A 19,544-nucleotide genomic window follows, 5' to 3' on the forward strand; every position below is an offset into this window, starting at 1 on the left:
ATTTGCGAAATAATTTACACGACGAATATCAGGATTTTGCCAACTCGTGCAAAGCGTCGAAGGGATAGAGCTCCGAAAGGGAGGAATAGATCGCTTTCTCGAAAACCGGTCCGAAAAGAATCGGAGCATCTGCTTTCATGAATTCGGACAAGACCTGTCTACATGCACCGCAAGGGCTCACCGGATACTCGGAGTCGGGAGTAGCGATCGCTATCGCCTTGAAACCGAGCTTTCCAGCGCTCACGGCAGTATATACGGCGCTTCTTTCAGCGCAATTGGTCAATCCGAAGGAGCGGTTTTCCACATTAACGCCGGTTATGATTTCTCCGTCGTTTAATAAAAGCGCAGCGCCGACCCTGAATTTCGAATAGGGCGCGTATGCCGACCTGGCGGCTTCGAGAGCTCGTTCAAAGAGCTCTTTGTATTCTATTGAATTTTCCATATACCTATTATACCATTGAAGCCCATGAACATCAAAGGAAATATCAAATACATAGTCGCCGGTTCCATCGTATTCCTCATTATCTATCTTTTTGCGGCCCCCCTGCCGTTAAAAAGCGAACTGTACTTCGAACCCGTATGGACGCAGGATATTTCAGAAGCTAAAAGCTGGCCGGAAGGCCTTGACGCTCCTCTCGATCTGGAGCCGTTCATCCTTGGAGAAAAATTCGGCTATTTCACGCCTTCAGGCGAGATTCTGTTCTCCCGGCAAATGGAGGGAAATGCCTCGGTAAGCCGCGCTGCATGGGCTCATTCCGACATGAAAAGCAAAACGACCTCGATTGCCTCTCCGGACGGAACGCCTGCGGCGACTATAGCGCTGCAGGGAAACGTTTTTCTCATGGACGACCGTAGGTACCTGTTTCTTCCCGGCGGCGGCGGGGTAAGCCAGCTGGACGAGACAGGCAAACCGCTGTGGACGCAAGATCATATCGCGCCCCTGACGGCGTTCAACTCTTCCCGCTCAGGAACTATTATGGGGTATGGAGACGGAAAGCTCGTCTGCGTAAATCAAACAGGCGAAATCCTCTTCTCTTTCTATCCCGGCGGAAGCTCGCATCAAATAATTCTCAGCGCCGCGGTGTCGGAGGATGGAAAAAAGGTTGTCTGCCTTTCGGGCATCAAGGAACAGAGAATTCTGGTCATCGATATTCGGGCGAATCAGACGAAAATCATCCAGCACCGATACTTGAAAGGCGATCTGCGCAGAAACAGCTTCGCGTCTTTCGAATCTGCGGGAGAGTGGGCCTTTGTGGAAACTTCAGACGGATTGGGAATCATAGACTGCAAAAAAAACGAAATACATCTTATTCCCCTCGCCGGAAAAATTGTATCTGCGGGGTTCAATCCCGGCGAAAGCCTCTTTCTTATACTCTCGCGCGATGAGGAGTATTTTACGCTGGCGATGGTGGAACGGCCCGATCATCTGCTCGCGAGCACACGATTCAAGGCTGATAACGCGTTTCTCATTCAAAACGGCGGAGACGCGTATCTGGGTGCCGATTCGAATATTTCCAAAATCGCGATACGGGGTCTAAAATGAAAAAAATCAACGCAGCGCTGTTAACATTCCTCGCGGCCGTTCAGCTGGCTTCGCTTGAATGGCCGTCGTCTTTGATGAACGCGACGTCCGTATTCGGACAAAAGACTGATTCGACCGTTCAACGAGGCATAGTACTGTCGAAAACGGAAGAAGTCCGCGTAGCCGGCGACGGAGAAGTTCTTTTCGTCATGGAGGAAAGCTCCAATTTAAGCGGTTTTCCCGGAACGCTCGGCAACGCGGTGCTCGTCGCCCACGAAGATTCGCTGATCAGCGTCTACGGAAACCTGGACGACCTCCTGAGAGTTGCCGAGGCTATCCAGGTTGAATCGGGAGCCATCATAGGAGCGGCGAAAAAGAATCCCGGGGAGAATGAGGGAGACTGCTTTTTTCAGGTGTACGATACAGACCGAAAGAATCTCTTGAATCCCCAAATGCTTCTGCCTTCCATACCGGACTCAAAAGCGCCGGTCATCAGGAACGCAAGCGCTGTGTCGATTGCGAACGGCCAGGCATATCCGCTCGGAACGCTCAAAACCCTTAAACAGGGAAAATACAGAATCATCGCGGAAATATTCGACACGGTTAACAGCGGCAATGCCGAACTGGGAATATTCAGAGCGAGCGTTCTCGTCAACGGCGCGGAAACAGCCTCCGTGCCCTTCGAACTGTTCAAGGAAAAAGACGGAAAGTTGTCGGTCGGAACCGATATTGACGGGTCGGTATTATACACGGACGATGCCCGCCTCAATCTGGGCGAAATCAGGATATCCAGGGGAAGAGCTGATATCACAATCGTTGCGCGGGACATCGCTGGCAATGAAAGAAGCGTACAGTTCGGATTGACGGTCGAGTAATAAAAAAAACCTGAAAACAGAAAACTGTTTTCAGGTTGCATTGCGTCACGGACGAAAAGATTTATTCTCCGTACAAATGTTCCAGCTCATGCAGCAGTTCCATTGTTTTTTCGCGGCATCCGCCGCAAGCTGTTCCTATCTTCGTACGCGCCTGAAGATCCTCCCAGGTGCGGTCCCCTGCCTTGTACGCGTCTTCTATATCCCTATCGGTGACATTCAAACAAGTGCAGATCACGGTAACCTCTTCCTTGCCTTTAAGCGAAGGAAGGCCGTTCTTTTCCAGGTAATCGTCTATCGCCGCACGCAACGCCTTATCGCCGAGAACGGAACAGTGGATCTTGTTCGCAGGCAAACCGCCGAGCTTGGCTACGATGTCCTGAGGCTTCAGAATATAGGCTTCTTTGAGAGGCATTCCCTTTATTGCCTCGGACAATATCGAAGTAGAGGCGATCGCGCTGGCGCATCCGTAGGTTTTCCACCTCACATCGGTTATTACGTCGTCCTTAATCCTGAGAAGAATCAGCATCTGGTCGCCGCATTTTATATTTCCAACGATGCCCCGTCCGTCGCAAGGCCAGGAAGATTCATCATCCTCCAACACGTTTTTAGGATTCATGAAGTGGTCTTTCACCACGTCGGAATACAGCCATTCAGTCATACGCCCTCCTTGTGTGCGACAGTAGAAAAGCCTCGAAGACGTTTTATCACCGGAGGCATCTGTTCAAGTACATAGTCTATTTCTTCATCGGTCGTGGTGAGTCCCAGACTGAAGCGGATCGATCCGTGCGCGAGTTCGGGACCGACTCCGGTCGCCATAAGCACATGCGACGGCTCAAGGCTTCCTGAAGCGCAAGCCGAGCCGGTCGAAACGGAAATGCCCTTCAGATCGAGCATCAGCAGAATCGCTTCGCCCTCCGCACCGGGAAATGAAACATTCAGGGTGTTGGGAAGAACCTGATCAGGATGTCCGTTTATCCTGATGTCGGGAATCGCCTCAAGGAAACCGTCCCGAAGCTTGTTCCGCATCCGGCGAAGACTTGCTTCATAATCGTTCAATCCCTCCGCAGCCAGGCGCGCCGCTTCTCCGAAGGCGATGATCGAGGGAGAATTATAGGTTCCCGCCCGCAGGCCCTTTTCCTGATGTCCGCCCTTAATGAACGATTCCAGGGGGGCGCCTTTTTTTACATAGAGGGCGCCCACGCCCTTCGGTCCGTATATTTTATGAGCTGAAAGCGTCAAATAATCGACATCCAGAGCTTTCACGTCGACCGGTATTTTTCCCGCCGCTTGCACGGCGTCGGTGTGAAACAGAGCTCCCGCCTCGTGAGCCAGAGAAGACAAGAGCCGAATATCCTGAATTGTCCCGATTTCATTGTTCGCCATCATGACGGAAACGAGGAGCGGCCGATCTTCAAGCCGTGCCGAAGAAGCCGCGGCTGACAGCATTGCTTTATAGGACTCGAGTACGATCATTCCTTCAGGGTCTACCGGAATTTGCTTCACTGTAAATCCGAGAAACTCCAACCGCTTCGCCGACTCCATCACGCACGGATGTTCTATAGCCGAAATGAAAACGGTTTTTCTTCCGCCGTACAGCTCCTTCAACCGTCCTGTATGTACAAGAGCCGGAGAAGAAACGGTATTGAAAACGGTATTGTTCGACTCTGAACCGCCTGATGTAAAAATAATCTCGTCAGGATCAGAGCCTATAAGCGATGCGACTTGCTCCCTCGCCGCGAATACATTCTTCGCTACGATCCGCCCGTCCTCGTGCATGCTCGAAGCGTTCGCGTACTGCGTCAATGCGGTAAACAAAGTCTCCCGAACCTGCGGATTCAAGGGCGTCGTCGCGTTAAAATCAAGATATATGCGTTCTTTCATGTTGTTAGGGTTCAGAAACCCACCCCCCTCACGGATAACTTCAGCAGCCCGCGCCCAGTAAATATACTAAAACAGGTCGCAAGTGCCAATGGGAAAGCGATGCAAATGCAACACTCTCGTCAAGTTGAGCAAAAAAGGACGATATGGTAACATTTCGAAAAATCGGAGGTGCTCGCATGCCGCACGCAAATATAGCTTTTTCGGAATTCGCCGACTCGCACGATTCCTTGCTCTCAAGCCCTCTTCCTTCGTATGACGATGTGCAGAACGCATTTTCTCCGCTGATTTTATCCGCTTCAGGATGGAGAAAACCGTTTGCCGAATCCGGTGCGGACGAAGATCCGTCTCCGACGATAGGCAAGGCCAATACCGTGCTCGCGGTTCATATGGCCGCGGCCTTCGCCGAATATCTTCATGCGAAAACGCCGCACCGCAAGCCCCGCATCGTTGTGGCTCTCGATTCGAGGCCGACTGGCATTCAATTAGCCGATGCGATGTGCAGAGCATTCATCGCTTCGGATATCGAGGTCCATTTCCCCTCCATAGCCGCGGCTCCGGAGGCGATGGCCTACGCCCGCTCGTTCGACGGCTTCGCCTATATCTCGGCGAGCCACAATCCGATAGCGCATAACGGCGTCAAATTCGGGCTCGACGACGGAGGAGTGCTTCCCGGACAGGAGGTGGCGATCCTTATCAAGCGCTTTACCGAGGCATGCCGGGATCCCGGCACCGTCGACAAGGCGAACACGCTTTTATCCGCCTGTCCGCGCGACGCGCTTGCGGCAGTCCGAAAAGAGTCTGAAGCGGAAAAAAAAGCGTGCCTCGAAGCCTATGAACGGTTCGCGCGTACGGTCATCTCCGGCCGCGACGAAGAAGAACTTATACAGCCGTTCTTCGAGCTGATACGGAGTTCCGCCCGAAAACTCAAGGAATCGGGAACACCGCTTTCGGTCGTGGCAGATTTCAACGGAAGCGCGCGGGCGTCGTCGATCGACAAATCCTTTATGGAATCGTGCGGAATCGGCTTTTTCAGCATCAATTCTGAAACCGGCAAGATCGCGCACAGAATCGTTCCGGAAGGAGAAAGCCTCTCGTATTGCGCGGAGGAATTGAAACGGCTGCGGACAGCAGGATCCACCGCGGAAGAAAGAAACACCGTTCTCGGCTATATGCCGGACTGCGACGGGGACCGGGGAAACATCGTTTTCTGGAATGAAGAAACCGGCGAGGCGGAAATTCTGCAGGCGCAGGAGGTTTTCGCGCTTTCCGTAGTCGCAGAGCTCTCCCATCTATTCCATCAGAAAATCATTGCACGGGTTCCGGGATCTCCCTGCGAGCCTCCTGCCGCCGTCGTCGTCAACGATCCGACATCCCTTATGATCGAAAGCATCGCCGAAAAATTCGGGGTGTCCGTAGCGCGGGCCGAAGTCGGAGAGGCGAACGTGGTAAACCTCGCGCGGGAGTACCGTTCAAAGGGATACATCGTCAGGATACTGGGAGAAGGGTCCAACGGCGGAAACATCACACACCCGGCGGCCGTGCGCGACCCCTTGAATACCCTGTTCGCCCTGCTCAAAATGCTCATCATCCGGGACGATGCCGACGGTCCGGGACTCTATCATCTCTGGTGCGCCGCGTCGGGACAGGAGCATCTGTATCGCGAGAATTTCACGCTGAACGACATCAGAAAAAGCCTCCCTTCATGGGTAACCACTTCCGTATTCGAAGCCGACGCCATGCTCAGAATAACGACGCTCGACCACGGCGAATTAAAGAGGAAGTTCCAGAACGTATTCCTCAGGGAATGGAAAGCAAAGAAAGACTCTCTGGCCGCCGAGTTCGAATTTGCGGATTGGACGGCCATATCGAATAATGGAGTAACAGAGACCAGGGGAATCGGCGATTTCGGAGAGTCGGGAAAAGGCGGATTGAAAATCCAGTTTCTCGACCGTCAGGAAAACCCGGCCGGCTATCTGTGGATGAGGGGCTCGGGCACCGAGCCGGTATTCAGAATACTCGCGGATTGCCGCGGAACCGACGTCAGCAAGGAACGAAGGCTCCTGGAATGGCTGACCGCCATGGTACTTGAGGCTGATCGAGAAATAGTATAGTATCGGCTTACTAAGGAAGGATGTGATTATGGGTGTACGCGGAGAACTCTTTACGACGGAGGTCTCACTTGACAACCGGACCTACTTTTTCAATGTTAAGGAAAACAGGACCGGAGATGTTTTTTTGCAGGTAGTCGAGAGCAAAAGCCTCGAGGGAACGGGATTTGACAGGCATGCTATCGTGGTTTTCGAAGACGACATGCAGCGTTTCCTTCAGGGACTTGAAAACACCCTGAAATTCATCGAAAAAACCCGAAAGGAAAAGCTGAAGGCCGGCGCCGCTAAACCGGCTGCCGCCAAAAAAAAGGTGTATCGCAAGAATCCCGACGGAGAGACAACCCGCGCGCCGAGAAACGCCGAAAGCTCCGGAGAGAAAACCCCGAGAGCCGCTCCCAGACGGGTAAAAGTAATCAGTAAAAAAGATCAGGAAAAGAAATAAAAAGCCGCGGAACCGCAAGGGTTTCGCCTGCGTTTATCGGCGCTCTGCCGTTAAAAGAGAGAAAGCTGGCCTTCGCCCTTCAAACGGAAACTATTCCGCTGAATGGGAGAAGGCCCGTTTTGTTTTAAAGCTTCTATATGGGCCTTGGTCGGATACCCCATATGGCTATCATAGCCGTATTCCGGATAAAGCCAGCTGTATCGAGTCATCATGCGGTCGCGGGCTGTTTTCGCCAATATCGACGCTGCCATAACTTCAGCATATGTTCCGTCTGCCTTAGGTTCCGCTCGTATAGACCGGGCTCCGATGACGGGTTTGTGGAGTCCGTCTACTACCGCGTCGATGAAAAAAACGTCTCGGGTCACGTGGGCGCCGCGCAAGCGTTCGAGCATCCGATCCCAGGCTCTCGACATGGCGAGAAGCGATGCCTGCAGAATATTAATCTCGTCGATTTCGGCGGCAGAGGCCCATCCGATGCCCCAGGACAGAGAACCTCTGTAAACAGCTTCCATAGCGATAGCGAGTTTTTTGGGTGATAGTTTTTTCGAGTCGTTTAATACGGATACGTCGAAATCCGGAGACAGTATCACCGCGGCTGCGCATACTGGACCCGCCAACGGGCCTCGTCCGGCTTCGTCCAAACCGCAGGAAAAAACGATAGGATCTTCTACGCTCACCGCGAAGCCCCCGGGCCGCCGACGACGGCGCGGAATCCGCCGGCTGTTATCGCGTCCGCGCCGGAAAGAACCGAGTTTCTATCGATCCATACGGCGTACGGAAGCGGACCCTCGTTTTTATCGGGAAGACTCAAGGCGCCGGTAGTAAATCGCGAATCCCGAATAGCCGCCTGCGCCGCGGCCTGAGAGAACGCATCGGTATTCGAGCCGCGAAGCGTAAGTCGATCGGCGTCGATCCGCGACGACCATGCTTCAAGGGCGCGGCCAGCCGTTTCGGCAAACACTGAGATAGAGGAATTCCGAATTAGCGCGCGGCTTGCCCGGAGGCTCACCGGGGAGGCCACGGAGCCTGATGCTATCAGTTCGCATCCGTCGATTCCGATTTCCGATCCCTGCGAATCAATAATTTGGGCGTATTCGTCCGAAACGGATTCGAAACCGGATCGCTCAAAAACCAATCGGGAATCGGTGCACCGGATAATCGGATTTCCGCCGCGATCTGAAAGCTTCCAGGTCGACGAGCGGGAAAGAAACGTCGACGAAATCAGGTCGATCAAGGCCGAACCGGTAGAGCGAGAATCGGCAGGAGAGAGCGAGGACTCAGAGCGCTCGTCTTTGCTCAGAGCGCACTGAAGAACCGATAGCGAACCGTCCCGAATCGCGAGAGCTCCGTCTTTTGAAAAATCGATGGACGAACCGTTTCCGTACAAAACTAGATCGGCGGTTATCGCGTGCTTGCGGGTTATCATGTGATTTCCGGCAAGATAGACCCGCCATAGCCCGTCCGGGGAGACTGCGTCCAAAGCCGAATCGAGATCCGTAAATCTTGAATCCGGCAAATCGGCGGAATCATCGGCGGCGTGCGCCGTCGAATCTACGAACAAGGCATTGAGATCGACTCGAAGAGCGAAGGTATTCGGAGAACTTCTGTTGCCGGCAGCGTCTACTGAAGAAATAGTTACCGCGTAGTCGACCGGAGATCCTTCGCTTCCTTCCAGGATATACGAGGAAGCTTCGCGCCGCCACGGTCCGTTTTCAATCGAAACAACGACCGAATCCGTACCTTCCGGGGTGAATCGCACCGGCGATCTCGACCAGGAAAGTTCTGAAGGCAGGCCCGAAAGCGGGGTTTTCGGAGCTTTACGGTCGATGTCGAAGCGCACAGGAATTTCTCCATGCACGACGCCGTCGAGTAAAACCGTAAACAGAAGGGAAAACCGGTACTCGGCATCCTGAGGGACTTCGAACACTTGACTGGAAGGCGCCTGGACTGAGCCCTGTGAAAGCGATGAAAAAAAAGCAGAACCGGATGAAAGACGATATTGGTACGGCCCGGACGGAAGCGAAATAAACACCGGTTCACGCGAAACGCCGGAAGGGGGAGCTCCGGTTATAGCGGGAACTGGAGGCAAATCAAGACGTTGCACTTCGCCGGAACGGAGCGCGGGAGAATACCAGAAAAGAGTTTCGCTTCTCTCGCGCTGAAAAAACAAGGGGTCTTCGTAGCGGCTCCATTTCCGTCCGTCCAAGGAATAAAAAACCGGGGTTTTATCGGGAAAGGAAACGAAATTCCAGGAATTGACGAACGGCTGAACAAGCGGCGTAGTTTGGTTCTCCGATGCAGGAGAAGCCTCATTCGACCGGCCCCCCTCGAAAGCGCGGCACAGCCATCTGAAAACACCTTCCTCGTTTTTCATAATCAGGGGATACACCGTTTCCGCTCCCTGCACAGCGGAGAAAGAAAGGGTTTTACCGCCCGCGTTATGGGGAATCTCATCGCCGATCGAATAGGTAAACCCGTAGGGTATGCGTACCTCTGCGAATCCGCCGAGCTCGACGAGAGGAGAGGAGAAATCAAGAGATCCGAGATCGGGAAGAGGGAGCGGTTCGACCGAATAGGAAATCGACTCATCCCAGGCCCTGCCGAGGGAATTCCGCGCGCTTATGCGGACCAAAAGGGATCCTTCGGCGTCGATGAGAACCGGCTCGCTGTACTCGACTCCGGAAACCGCCGGATCGGAGCCGTCCAGCGTGTATCTGATTTCTGCGCCCGCGGCGGCTTCGATATACAGAGGCTGAGCATTATTCCATACGCCCGGAAGAGGACTCACGATTTTGTACGGTTTTGCGCGCGAGTCGGGAAGAGTGAAATCGGGAGAGCTCGGCTCGCTCCGGTTTCCGGACGCGTCGATCCCCCAGGCGACCATACGCGCGCCGGAAGGGAGGAAAAAGGACGATCCTGAAGGAACAGATTCCGTGGAGAAAGCCTTCGCGAGCGGATGATATGTTCTGATCTCGACCCTACCCGGCTCCGAGAGAGTACAAACCACCAGCCTGCCGCCTTCGATATTTTCAAACGAGTAACGAGGAGGTTGCGGAGGTTTCCGATCGATTATCCAGAGAAAAGAATCTTCCCTGATATATTTAGAATCCGGTTCGATATTGAATAAGCGAGCCCGTACTTGATACCGGATTTCTTCGTCCGCGGCGCCGGTCAAAAATACGGGGGATTGATAGGGAGTGAATGTATCTCCGTTTATGCTTAACTCCAACCGGTGTTTATGTGAATAGGAAAAAAAAAGATTTTGGGGAATCCGGTACGATCCGGGAGAAACCGAGGGCGTCGGGACTGCAGGGGCAGAAAGCGCGCCCGCCGCCGGAGACTGGGAAAGAAGAGGCAACGCAAGTCCCGCAAAAATGGCCAGAAAAGCCGTTCGCAGTGTCACCCTTCCCTCCTTTCCGTCATTTATGTTTATTCAGCGCGGCCAGGATAGGCCGTAATTCAGGATCCGCTCGATAATAGTATTCCTCAAGCTCCGTTTCGCTCAAGCCTATCAGTTCATGACTCATATAGTGAATCCAGCAATCCTGATCAGGGCTTCCGATTTCGTGCTTTCTGCACCAGTAATCGGGCTGGATCGGAAGCTGTTCCTCATGAAAAGAAAAGTACTTGTAGTCGTGCACGGCTACCTTGATATCGTTTCTTGGTATGCCCTTCTCCAGCAGTATTTCTACCAGATGATTTATAGTCTTTCCGGTGTCGAAAATATCGTCTATAAGAAGAATCTTGTCTCCATGGCGCAGATGTTCGGGAGAATAGGTCCAGCCGTCGACCATGACCCTGTCGCGCTGGCGGATATCCGAATACGATCTTGCAACCACGGCGGCGTACAGCACAGGATGAGCATCCTTTCTGACGATCTTGAAGTATTCGCTTATGACGTTCGCTAAATACGCGCCGCCTCTCAGCGATACATATATTACATCGGGGATGAAACCTTCCTGATGAATTCGGTATGCCATCTTGAGCGCATTGTTGCGCACCGTTTCATATGTCAGGAATTCCTTATGCATTATCTACACCTCTCATCCAATCACTGTAACGTTTTTTCGGCGATTACTCAAGGGAAAGCGCTCGACGAGAGAGCGCGGTAGAAGGCTTGACCGTTCTGCCGAACTCTTGCCGAAACGAAAAAAAACCTCCGGGCGAGCCCGGAGGTTGGCAACGTCAACGCTTGTAGCGCATCGTAGAAACCGTTTGTCCTTCGCGCAGAACGTCGAACCACACTTCCTTCGCGGACTTGTCGGCGAGCTTCTTATAGAAGTCGGAAATATTCTGAACGTCGGCGTCGTTTATTTTCACGATAACGTCTCCCGACTGAAGCCCCATGACGGCGGCAGCGCTTTTCGCCTGAACGCCGGCCACAAGGATGCCCTTCTGTTTCGCGTCGATCTTCAGCTCCTTGCGTATGTCTTCGTTGAGGTTGAACGGCATAAACCCGGGCCACAGCTTGCTGGAATCAGAAACGTTCTTTTCGTTCCGTTCTTCGATCTTTACGTCTATTTTCTTCTCTTTTCCATCGCGAACCACGACGAAAGAAGCTTTGTCTCCGCTCACCAGATCGCCGACGTCGCGGACCAGTTGATCCACGGTCTTTACGTCCCGGCCGTTAAGAGAAACGACGAAGTCGCCGGGAACGATTCCGCCCTTGTCGGCGGGCGAACCTAGGAATACCTGAGCCGCTAGAGCTCCTTTGCGTCCCTGGAGGCCGAGGGCTTCAAGAGTAGTCTTGTCGGCGCTTGAAAGGGATACTCCGAGCCAGCCGTATTTCACCCGGCCGTCCGAAATAAAGTCGTCTATGGCTTTCTTCACGTTATTTATGGGAATCGAAAAGCCGAGACCCTGCGATCCGCCGCTCGAAGACGCGATCCATGCGGTTATGCCGACGACTTCGCCGTAGATATTGACAAGCGGGCCGCCGGAATTTCCCTGATTGATAGCCGCGTCGGTCTGAATGAAATCGTTGATATTGTTGTTCGGCCCGCCGTCGCGGCCGACAGCGCTTACGATGCCCTGAGTGACAGAGGACATGTAGCCGAGCGGAGCTCCGACAGCGAACACGATGTCGCCGGTTTTTACGGTATCGGAGTCTCCGATGCGCGCGACGGGAATCGAGGCGTCGTCGGATTCAAAAGAAACCAGGGCTATATCCTTTCTTTCATCGGCACCGACGAGGGTTCCCGTCATTTCGCGCCCGTCGAACAGACGAACGACGATTTCCTTGGCCTCACCGGCAACGTGCTGATTCGTCAGCAGATAATAGACCTTGCCGGATTTGCGCACTATCACGCCGGAGCCGAGACCCTCGGACTTGTACTCGCGCTTCGGCGCTTCTCCTTCCGAGGATTTGTCCCCCTGCCCGGGATTTCCGAAGAAAAACCAGGGGAACGAATTCGCTCCGGAAGAATCCACTATTCTGGTTTCCACTACGTCCAGAGTCACTACGGCCGGGAGAATGGCGGATGAAACGCTTCTATTGGCCTTCTGCAAGCCTTCCAAAAACGATATCGATTCTGCCGATACCGAAGTTGCCGTGACGGAATCAGCGAAAGCCGTCTGCGCTGAACCCGGATCGCGGGTCGAAAAAAACACCACCAGGGAAAAAGAGAACAACCCGGCGAGAGAGAGCAGTACGGCTGTCTTTACTTTACGCATCGTTGATTTCATATATATGCCTCCGAAAAATTCCTAACGTTAAAATAATAAAAATGAGGAGGTTCGGGTTACAAAGAAACGATTATTCTTCGCCGTTATCCAACATGGTGAGTATTTCGGTATGATCCTTGAACACGGCGACGGTATGCTCCATATGGCACGAAACTTTTCTGTCGGACGTGACCACCGTCCACTCGTCCGGAAGAAGATCGACGTCGCCGGTGCCGAGGTTGATCATAGGTTCGATCGCCAGAACCATTCCGGGAACGATTCTCGGATTCGGTCCGCGCTCCGGAACATTGGGAATCTGAGGGTCTTCATGGACGCTCAAGCCGACTCCATGACCGCAGTATTCGTAGACGACGCCGAAACCGGCTGAATGTGCGATGTCGTAGACGGCCCGGGATATATCGCCGATCCTGTTGCCCGCCTTGCAGGCCTCGATTCCGGCGTACAGCGAGCGGGTCGTTACGTCGAGCAATTCTTTCTCGCGTTCGCCGACGACGCCGACGGGAACCGTCACCGCTGAGTCGCTGATGTATCCGCCGAGATTGATGCCGATATCCAGTGAAACCAAATCTCCGTTTTTGATTATTCGTTTCCTGGATGGAATGCCGTGAATGACCTGCTCGTTGACGGAAATGCACGCGGCTCCGGGAAAGCCCTCTGAATACCATGCGGGCTTGCCGCCGATGCTCTGGATAAAGTCGACGCAAAACTCGTCCAGCTCTCCGGTGGATACCCCTTCGCGGACAAGGGGAATGAGCTTTTTATATAACCGGGCAAGAGCCTTGCAGGATTTTCTTATTCCATCTATCTGTTTTTCGTTTTTTATCCGTATCATTCATAGACCTCCAGTCTTTTTTTCAACTCTCTCATTCCGGTAATCTTCGGATCCTGGCGCAGCGCCTCGCGAACGCAGAGGGCTGCGGTGTGAGAGTCGCCCATCCGTTCGTAGCACTGTGCCATCAACTTTAAAATAAACGCGTCGTCCTTTTTACCGAACTTCAGCTCAAGCGCCGTTTCCAGAGCGTCGAGAGCCAGCTCGTCGGGAACGAAGCCGGCCAGCTTGGTCCGCACAAGCGTGCGAACCATCAACACAACCTCGGGGAAGAAGTGCTTAAAATACGGTTTCCTGGCTTCCATGCGGTACACTTCGATCAGCAGATGAAACGCTTCAAGGGGATACGATCGGAGATCCAACTCCTCTGCGAGAATGAACGCGCAATCCATGAAATCTTCCCGATCGAAGAAACGGGACAAGGGAAAGGAAGGATCCTTCTCAAGTTGCAACAGATACTCGCGAACCGCTTCCTCTTCCAAATCGTGGAGAAGATCGAAAAATATCAGCTTCGAGCGGCTTTCCGGATCGGATCGCTGCATGAGCCACATCCGGTAATCGAAGGAGCTGTCGGAGGAGGATCCCTCGCGGTACTTTCTGAATGATGCCCAGGTCGCGTCGAACTCGGCCCGCCTTCCGGGATTCGAAAGCGTCTCGTAGGCGAGGATGAGGGCGCGCATCCGTTCGGCGTTGTCGACGCCTTCTCCGGCCGTATCGGGATGCAACTCCTTCGCCCGGGCGCGGAAAGCGCGCTTTATCTCAGCCGCGGACGCGGATGATTTAACGCCGAGAACTCTATAACAGTCTTCCACGTGAAAATCAGCCTATTTTTTTGCCCACCAGGGCCGCATGGTCTTCATCTCCGACGATATCGAAGTAATCGAGCATCAATCCTTCGGCCTCAAGGGCCTTCATAAGGTTCTTGCAGGTTTTCGCGGACGAGAATCCGCTTTTCAGCACAAGGGCGCAGCCCTTCTTGCCCGATATCGTTCCGGAAGTCGCGAGAAAGTCCGAGATTCGGCGGGGCAGTTTTCCTCCGAAGAGGCCTTGAGGACGGGTGCAGACGGCAATGTAGTCGTACACGGTCAAACGGGTGTTCACGAGATCCTCGTTTCCGTTGATGGCGTCGACCTGATTACCCTTCGAAGCGGCGGCGTTCGCCATCTTCTGCATGATATTCTGAACCCGCCTGTCGGGTTTGTCTATAAAAGCGATAAGCGCAACTCTCATTCTTAGTCTCCCGGGCTGTTACGCCAGTTTATACAGCTGCTCGATCATCCGTTCTTTCACGGTAAGAACCGAGCATCTGGCGTTCAGCAAAATCGATTTAAATGTCGAGGAATTAATTTCCTTCTGGTCTGTTGAGTCATGATCCGAACCGCCGAGCAGGATGGCGTCGATGTGGCGCTCCTCCGCGGAAGCGACGATTTCAGACCAAATCGCGCCCCGTCTCAGTTCCGTCTCGATTTTTACGCCCTTCGCCTTGCCGAGCTCGTCGACGTAGGCGAGATAACGCAAACCGTTCTGTTCCAGGCTCTCTTCGTATTCGCGGCTTTCTTCTTCGATGAAAATCCGGTTGAGCGTCAGCTGTTTTATGGTCGCAGTATCGACGACGTACACGGCGTGCACTTTGCTGCGGTATAATTTGGCCATCAACACGGCGTATTTCACCGCGTTAATCGAAGCTTCTGTTCCGTTGACCATAACCAGAAGATTCTGAAAAAGGGGCTTTATCATCAGCGATTGCCTCCGTTTCTGGATTTGAGAGCCTTCAAAACAAACACGTTTTCACGCTCCCGTTCTTCCAAGACGCTTTCGATATAGGTCTTGGTTTCCCTGGTTTGCGGAATAACCTGCTTGTCCAGGGCATTCACCCGTCTCTGCGTTTTTTTCACTTCGCGCGCAAGACGCCACACGATGGTTCTGATGGAAGCCATATCGGTGAGGAGTCGAAGCAACTCGAAGAAGTCTATCATGACTTTATCGCAATCCGCAAAGGAATTTAAATACGAGTACGCCAAACGCCGTTTCGGCAGGTTTACTGAAACGGAGGAAAAGGTCATCCCGGCGAGAATAACGCGTTTTTCTTCCAAATGATATTCATACGAAACGGTTTTTGCGACCCGTTCTGTTCTGTCGCGTCCGACGGCCATGAACATCCGCTTGAGAGACGGATAAGCCTTTGCTATCTGTTTATCGATGTCGGCTTCCAACAGTTTAACTTTCTCGACCATCTGCATGAGCTCCATTACCAGGATTTCGCGCTTCTGTTCGAGCAGTTCGTATCCGTCGCGGGCGATCGAAAGCTGTTCCTTCACCGAAAGAAGATTAGACTTTGTCGGAGCGAGAGGAAGGCGTGCCATGTCAGCCTGCCTGGCCTTTCATGGGAACAGCGGCGATCGGAGCGGCGGCGAGAGCCGCCGGCATATATTGATCGATGAACTCGGGCTTAATGCGGTACAGTTCGGAGCGCGGCAGAACCGAAAGGATCCGCCATCCGATGTCGAGAGTTTCGGCGATCGAGCGGTTTTCAAACTCGCCCTGAGTCAGGAAATGCTGTTCGAACAGTTCGCCGAATCGAAGATACTGCTTGTCTCCGTCCGCCAGTTCCTCTTCGCCGATGATAGCCGCGAGGTTGCGGATGCTTTTCACCTTCGAATAGGCGGCAAAAAGCTGGCTTGAAACGTCCTTGTGATCATCGCGGGTCATACCCTTTCCAATGCCGTCCTTCATCAGGCGCGAAAGGCTGGGAAGCCCGGCGACCGGCGGATAAATTCCTTTTTGCGAAAGCTCGCGGTCGAGAACTATCTGGCCTTCGGTGATGTAGCCGGTGAGATCAGGGATGGGATGGCTGATGTCGTCGTTTGGCATGGTCAGAATCGGTATCTGGGTGATCGAACCCGAAGACCCCTTGATCTTGCCGGCCCGCTCGTAAATCTCGGCGAGATCGGAATACAGATATCCGGGATAGCCCTTTCGGCCGGGAACCTCGCCCCGGGTCGTCGATATTTCGCGGAGGGCTTCGCAGTAGTTCGTCATGTCGGTCAGGACGACCAGAACGTGCTTGCCCTTTTCATAGGCGAGATATTCGGCGGCTGTCAGCGCGCAGCGGGGCGTAATGATGCGTTCTATGGAAGGAGCGTCTGCGAGTGAAAGGAACATGACGACCCGCGAAAGAACGCCCGACTTTTCAAAGGTATCGATGAAGAAACGGGCTACGTCGTACTTGATTCCCATTCCGGCGAAAACCATGACGAACTCTTCGTCCGCGGCGAGAATTTTCGCCTGTCTGATGATCTGGGCGGTGAGCCGGTTATGAGGAAGACCGTTGCCGGAAAACACGGGAAGCTTTTGTCCGCGGATCAGGGTATTCATGCCGTCGATAGCGGAAATGCCGGTCTGGATGAAGTCCCTCGGATATACGCGGGCGTAAGGATTGATGGGATAGCCGTTCACGTTCAGTTTTTTCGAGGAGTAGAGTTCCGGATATCCGTCTATCGGCTTTCCCAGTCCGTTGAAAATGCGTCCCATCAAGCCTTCGGAGACGCGAAGCTCCATGGGGGTCTCAAGGAATTCAACGGTTGTGTTTTCAAGGCTCAACCCGCTGGTGGATCCGAAAATCTGGATGACGCAGTTCTCGTCGGATACGTCGATTACCCGTCCGGTGCGGATCTGGCCGGAACTGTCGCGAACCGACGCGATTTCTCCGTAAAACACGTTTTCGCGCCGTTTAACTATGACGATGGGGCCGTCCACCGACGAAATGCCCCGATATTCTACGCCTCTCATACAGTCTCCAACTTCCGGTACATACGCTCAAGTTCATCCAATTGTTGAGCCATCCTCGTTTCGACCCCGTGCATGCCGGCGACATCCTCGTTCTCGAAGGTAGTCTTGATGCGAATGATTTCTTCGCGGCAGGGCAGATTCACGATCTTTCCGAGCGGTGCTCCGTTGCGGATGATCGTCAGAGAACGCCGATAAAAGTTCATAATCATCACAAGTATGAGAATCTGTTTTTCCGGAACCGAAAACATATCGATGTCGTCGAAGGCGCTCTGCTGGAGGAATCCGTTCTTGATCATCTCCGCCGCCACTAAAATGATGCGCTCGGTGTCGGGAAGAGCGTCCGGTCCGATGAGCCTGACGATCTGCTGGAGGCGCTGTTCGCGCTTGAGCAGTTCGAGGGCCTGGACGCGCACGTCGTTCCAGCGGGGATCGAGACGATCCCACCAGGGCTTTATTTCCTCTGCGTATTCGGAATACGACTCGATCCAGCCGATCGCCGGATAATGGCGCGCGTTCGCGAGTTCTCTGTCGAGCGCCCAGAAGCATCTGATAAAGCGTTTTGTATGCTGAGTAACGGGTTCGGAAAAGTCTCCTCCCGGAGGAGAAACCGCGCCGATGATCGAAACAGAGCCTTTATCTCCGCAAAGTGCATTCACGCGGCCTGCGCGTTCGTAGAACTCGGCCAGACGCGTTGGAAGATAGGCGGGGAATCCTTCTTCCGCAGGCATTTCTTCCATTCGTCCGGAAAGCTCGCGCAGAGCCTCTGCCCAGCGGCTTGTGGAATCCGCCATGATGGCAACGTGCATGCCCATGTCGCGAAAGTACTCCGCAAGCGTAATTCCGGAATAGAGGGACACTTCGCGGGCCGCTACCGGCATGTTCGAAGTATTCGCTATCAGAATGGTCCGCTCCATAAGGGAGCGGCCGGTGCGCGGATCTATGAGCTCGGGAAATTCGGTAAGAACGTCGGTCATTTCGTTTCCGCGCTCTCCGCAGCCGATGTACACGATTATGTCTGCGTCGCACCATTTGGCGACCGCATGCTGAGTCATCGTTTTACCGGTGCCGAACCCGCCGGGAATTGCGGCGGTTCCTCCCTTGGAAAGAGGAAAAAATACGTCGATGACTCTCTGTCCGGTAATCAACGGCTCCGATACTGAAAGCTTATCTGAAAACGGCCTGGGTTTTCTCACCGGCCAGTAATGCGCAAGGTAAATATCCTCGTCGAGCTCGGTCCTGGCGATCGGCTCTTCGATCGTGTACTCGCCTTCGCCGGCGAACCATGCGATGCTTCTGCCCCTGATCGACGGGGGAACCATGATGCGGTGGACTACGGAGTTGGTTTCCTGAACGGTTCCGAGAATGAAGCCCGGTTTAATCGGAGATCCGGAGGAAAGTCCTGCTGCGGGAACAAAACGCCATTTTTTCAGGGTATCGAGCGGCTCGCTTCTGACTCCGGGCTTCAGAAAAGCTTCAGAACCCGCGAACAGGGTTTCAAGCGGACGCTGGATGCCGTCGTAGATGGTGCCGAGAAGACCGGGGCCCAGGCGGACGGAAAGCGGACGGCGACGGCAGAGAACCTTCTCGCCGACCCGCATGCCGGTATCGTCTTCGTATACCTGGAGAGTGGCTATCCCGTCCTTCAGCCTGATGATTTCGCCGATCAGGGCGCCTTCGCCCACGTCGACGACGTCGTACAAGCCGCACGAGCCGAGGCCTTCCGCGTATACGATGGGACCGGAGATTCGGGTAACCGATCCTTGAACTATGTCTGAACTCATGAAGGAATCCTCCCGCCGAGCAGGGCTTCGGCGAGCTCCTGCCTCTTGTTCGTCAGCAAGTCGGCTAAAAGCTCCTCCCGGGTTGCCCGGCACAGTATCGATTTATTTTCAGTTTCGACGAGTATTCCTTCGGAAAACTCAAAAGAGCTTTTAGCGTTTCCGGAGGCGGGGACGCAGTCCGGACAGGAAGACTCGGGCAGGGCACGGGAGATAAGGCTTCTCACATCCGTTTCCCGGGAACCCTTGTAGTACGCGCGAACGGTTTCTCCCCTGAGCACGGTTTGAAAACCTGAAAGCATGCGGCCGTAGAGGGAAAAACGCTTTTCGGACCCGAGTTCGTCAAGCCATCGTTCCAGGGATTCGCCGACCGACGAATCAACAAAGGATACGCGTCTGCGCTGCTTTTCCAGGGGAACGGCGGATTCCGCGTCCCGGATGTATGAATCGAGCAATCGAGCGTATTCGGCCTTTTTTTCAAGACCGACCGTCTCTATGCGTTTGCGCGTATCGGAGAGGATCTGATCGCATTCGGCCTCGCTCGTCTTCAGGATTTTCTCCGCCTTGCGGCGGGCGTCTTCCTGAATTTCCCGATCCAATATCTCTGTAGAACGTAATTCTTCCATAATTAAACC

Annotated in this window: 19 protein-coding genes; 4 read left to right on the forward strand and 15 right to left on the reverse strand. The window is 53.7% G+C overall.

Features of this window, described 5'->3' with window-relative positions:
* Window positions 1-28: 28 nt before the first annotated feature.
* Complete coding sequence (locus tag K7J14_RS01135; RefSeq protein WP_230752222.1) at window positions 29-442, reverse strand: cytidine deaminase; 414 nt, start codon at window positions 440-442, stop codon at window positions 29-31.
* A gap of 24 nt (window positions 443-466) precedes the next feature.
* Between K7J14_RS01135 and K7J14_RS01140 the strand changes: the two genes are divergently transcribed.
* Entirely contained in the window at window positions 467-1,543 is a 1,077-nt protein-coding gene (locus K7J14_RS01140) for a PQQ-like beta-propeller repeat protein (protein ID WP_230752223.1), read from the forward strand.
* Window positions 1,540-2,397, forward strand: a complete 858-nt coding sequence (locus K7J14_RS01145; protein WP_230752224.1) for a peptidoglycan DD-metalloendopeptidase family protein — start codon at window positions 1,540-1,542, stop codon at window positions 2,395-2,397. The genes K7J14_RS01140 and K7J14_RS01145 overlap by 4 nt, the downstream gene beginning before the upstream one ends.
* 61 nt (window positions 2,398-2,458) lie before the next feature.
* Here K7J14_RS01145 and K7J14_RS01150 read toward each other — a convergent pair whose 3' ends face one another.
* Complete coding sequence (locus K7J14_RS01150) at window positions 2,459-3,055, reverse strand: iron-sulfur cluster assembly scaffold protein (RefSeq protein WP_230752225.1); 597 nt, start codon at window positions 3,053-3,055, stop codon at window positions 2,459-2,461.
* Window positions 3,052-4,278 (reverse strand): cysteine desulfurase family protein, encoded by a 1,227-nt coding sequence (locus K7J14_RS01155; protein WP_230752226.1) that lies wholly within the window; start codon window positions 4,276-4,278, stop codon window positions 3,052-3,054. The genes K7J14_RS01150 and K7J14_RS01155 overlap by 4 nt, the downstream gene beginning before the upstream one ends.
* A 176-nt stretch (window positions 4,279-4,454) precedes the next feature.
* Between K7J14_RS01155 and K7J14_RS01160 the strand changes: the two genes are divergently transcribed.
* Together K7J14_RS01160 and K7J14_RS01165 are read left to right on the forward strand one after the other, a co-directional pair.
* Complete coding sequence (locus tag K7J14_RS01160; protein ID WP_230752227.1) at window positions 4,455-6,389, forward strand: phosphohexomutase domain-containing protein; 1,935 nt, start codon at window positions 4,455-4,457, stop codon at window positions 6,387-6,389.
* A gap of 28 nt (window positions 6,390-6,417) precedes the next feature.
* Window positions 6,418-6,828, forward strand: coding sequence for a DUF3276 family protein (locus K7J14_RS01165; protein ID WP_230752228.1), 411 nt, complete (start codon window positions 6,418-6,420; stop codon window positions 6,826-6,828).
* 50 nt (window positions 6,829-6,878) lie between these two features.
* Here the strand turns inward: K7J14_RS01165 and K7J14_RS01170 are convergent, their stop codons facing one another.
* From K7J14_RS01170 to K7J14_RS01225, 12 genes are all read right to left on the reverse strand, one after another.
* On the reverse strand, window positions 6,879-7,505 hold the full coding sequence (locus K7J14_RS01170; RefSeq protein ID WP_230752229.1) for a ribonuclease HII: 627 nt from the start codon (window positions 7,503-7,505) through the stop codon (window positions 6,879-6,881).
* Window positions 7,502-10,231 (reverse strand): FN3 associated domain-containing protein, encoded by a 2,730-nt coding sequence (locus tag K7J14_RS01175; RefSeq protein WP_230752230.1) that lies wholly within the window; start codon window positions 10,229-10,231, stop codon window positions 7,502-7,504. The genes K7J14_RS01170 and K7J14_RS01175 overlap by 4 nt, the downstream gene beginning before the upstream one ends.
* Before the next feature lie 16 nt (window positions 10,232-10,247).
* Entirely contained in the window at window positions 10,248-10,859 is a 612-nt protein-coding gene (locus K7J14_RS01180) for a phosphoribosyltransferase (protein WP_230752231.1), read from the reverse strand.
* A gap of 154 nt (window positions 10,860-11,013) precedes the next feature.
* Window positions 11,014-12,501, reverse strand: a complete 1,488-nt coding sequence (locus tag K7J14_RS01185) for a Do family serine endopeptidase (protein WP_230754743.1) — start codon at window positions 12,499-12,501, stop codon at window positions 11,014-11,016.
* A gap of 82 nt (window positions 12,502-12,583) precedes the next feature.
* Window positions 12,584-13,345: a type I methionyl aminopeptidase gene (gene map / locus K7J14_RS01190; protein ID WP_230752232.1), complete on the reverse strand. Its 762-nt coding sequence runs from the start codon at window positions 13,343-13,345 to the stop codon at window positions 12,584-12,586.
* A complete protein-coding gene (locus tag K7J14_RS01195; RefSeq protein WP_230752233.1) occupies window positions 13,342-14,154 on the reverse strand; it encodes a J domain-containing protein in 813 nt (270 codons plus the stop codon). Before K7J14_RS01195 ends, map begins: the two co-directional genes overlap by 4 nt.
* A 7-nt stretch (window positions 14,155-14,161) precedes the next feature.
* A complete protein-coding gene (locus K7J14_RS01200) occupies window positions 14,162-14,572 on the reverse strand; it encodes a hypothetical protein (RefSeq protein ID WP_230752234.1) in 411 nt (136 codons plus the stop codon).
* Window positions 14,573-14,590: 18 nt separating this feature from the next.
* The gene (locus K7J14_RS01205) at window positions 14,591-15,079 is read right to left on the reverse strand and encodes a universal stress protein (RefSeq protein WP_230752235.1); all 489 of its coding nucleotides are present in this window, start codon (window positions 15,077-15,079) and stop codon (window positions 14,591-14,593) included.
* Window positions 15,079-15,705 (reverse strand): V-type ATP synthase subunit D, encoded by a 627-nt coding sequence (locus tag K7J14_RS01210; protein WP_230752236.1) that lies wholly within the window; start codon window positions 15,703-15,705, stop codon window positions 15,079-15,081. The genes K7J14_RS01205 and K7J14_RS01210 overlap by 1 nt, the downstream gene beginning before the upstream one ends.
* Window position 15,706: 1 nt before the next feature.
* Window positions 15,707-17,131 (reverse strand): V-type ATP synthase subunit B, encoded by a 1,425-nt coding sequence (locus tag K7J14_RS01215; RefSeq protein ID WP_230752237.1) that lies wholly within the window; start codon window positions 17,129-17,131, stop codon window positions 15,707-15,709.
* Entirely contained in the window at window positions 17,128-18,912 is a 1,785-nt protein-coding gene (locus tag K7J14_RS01220; RefSeq protein WP_230752238.1) for a V-type ATP synthase subunit A, read from the reverse strand. Before K7J14_RS01220 ends, K7J14_RS01215 begins: the two co-directional genes overlap by 4 nt.
* Complete coding sequence (locus tag K7J14_RS01225; RefSeq protein ID WP_230752239.1) at window positions 18,909-19,535, reverse strand: hypothetical protein; 627 nt, start codon at window positions 19,533-19,535, stop codon at window positions 18,909-18,911. Before K7J14_RS01225 ends, K7J14_RS01220 begins: the two co-directional genes overlap by 4 nt.
* Between the last annotated feature and the right edge of the window lie 9 nt (window positions 19,536-19,544).

Origin of the sequence: Teretinema zuelzerae, from assembly GCF_021021555.1 — a bacterium.
GTDB lineage: Bacteria > Spirochaetota > Spirochaetia > Treponematales > Treponemataceae > Teretinema > Teretinema zuelzerae.

Excerpts from the sequence above, each read along its gene's own strand:
- K7J14_RS01135 (WP_230752222.1), bottom strand. The coding sequence starts at position 442 with ATGGAAAATTCAATAGAATACAAAGAGCTCTTTGAACGAGCTCTCGAA.
- K7J14_RS01140 (WP_230752223.1), top strand. The coding sequence starts at position 467 with ATGAACATCAAAGGAAATATCAAATACATAGTCGCCGGTTCCATCGTA.
- K7J14_RS01145 (WP_230752224.1), top strand. The coding sequence starts at position 1,540 with ATGAAAAAAATCAACGCAGCGCTGTTAACATTCCTCGCGGCCGTTCAG.
- K7J14_RS01150 (WP_230752225.1), bottom strand. The coding sequence starts at position 3,055 with ATGACTGAATGGCTGTATTCCGACGTGGTGAAAGACCACTTCATGAAT.
- K7J14_RS01155 (WP_230752226.1), bottom strand. The coding sequence starts at position 4,278 with ATGAAAGAACGCATATATCTTGATTTTAACGCGACGACGCCCTTGAAT.
- K7J14_RS01160 (WP_230752227.1), top strand. The coding sequence starts at position 4,455 with ATGCCGCACGCAAATATAGCTTTTTCGGAATTCGCCGACTCGCACGAT.
- K7J14_RS01165 (WP_230752228.1), top strand. The coding sequence starts at position 6,418 with ATGGGTGTACGCGGAGAACTCTTTACGACGGAGGTCTCACTTGACAAC.
- K7J14_RS01180 (WP_230752231.1), bottom strand. The coding sequence starts at position 10,859 with ATGCATAAGGAATTCCTGACATATGAAACGGTGCGCAACAATGCGCTC.
- K7J14_RS01185 (WP_230754743.1), bottom strand. The coding sequence starts at position 12,501 with ATGCGTAAAGTAAAGACAGCCGTACTGCTCTCTCTCGCCGGGTTGTTC.
- map (WP_230752232.1), bottom strand. The coding sequence starts at position 13,345 with ATGATACGGATAAAAAACGAAAAACAGATAGATGGAATAAGAAAATCC.
- K7J14_RS01200 (WP_230752234.1), bottom strand. The coding sequence starts at position 14,572 with ATGAGAGTTGCGCTTATCGCTTTTATAGACAAACCCGACAGGCGGGTT.
- K7J14_RS01205 (WP_230752235.1), bottom strand. The coding sequence starts at position 15,079 with ATGATAAAGCCCCTTTTTCAGAATCTTCTGGTTATGGTCAACGGAACA.
- K7J14_RS01210 (WP_230752236.1), bottom strand. The coding sequence starts at position 15,705 with ATGGCACGCCTTCCTCTCGCTCCGACAAAGTCTAATCTTCTTTCGGTG.
- K7J14_RS01215 (WP_230752237.1), bottom strand. The coding sequence starts at position 17,131 with ATGAGAGGCGTAGAATATCGGGGCATTTCGTCGGTGGACGGCCCCATC.
- K7J14_RS01220 (WP_230752238.1), bottom strand. The coding sequence starts at position 18,912 with ATGAGTTCAGACATAGTTCAAGGATCGGTTACCCGAATCTCCGGTCCC.
- K7J14_RS01225 (WP_230752239.1), bottom strand. The coding sequence starts at position 19,535 with ATGGAAGAATTACGTTCTACAGAGATATTGGATCGGGAAATTCAGGAA.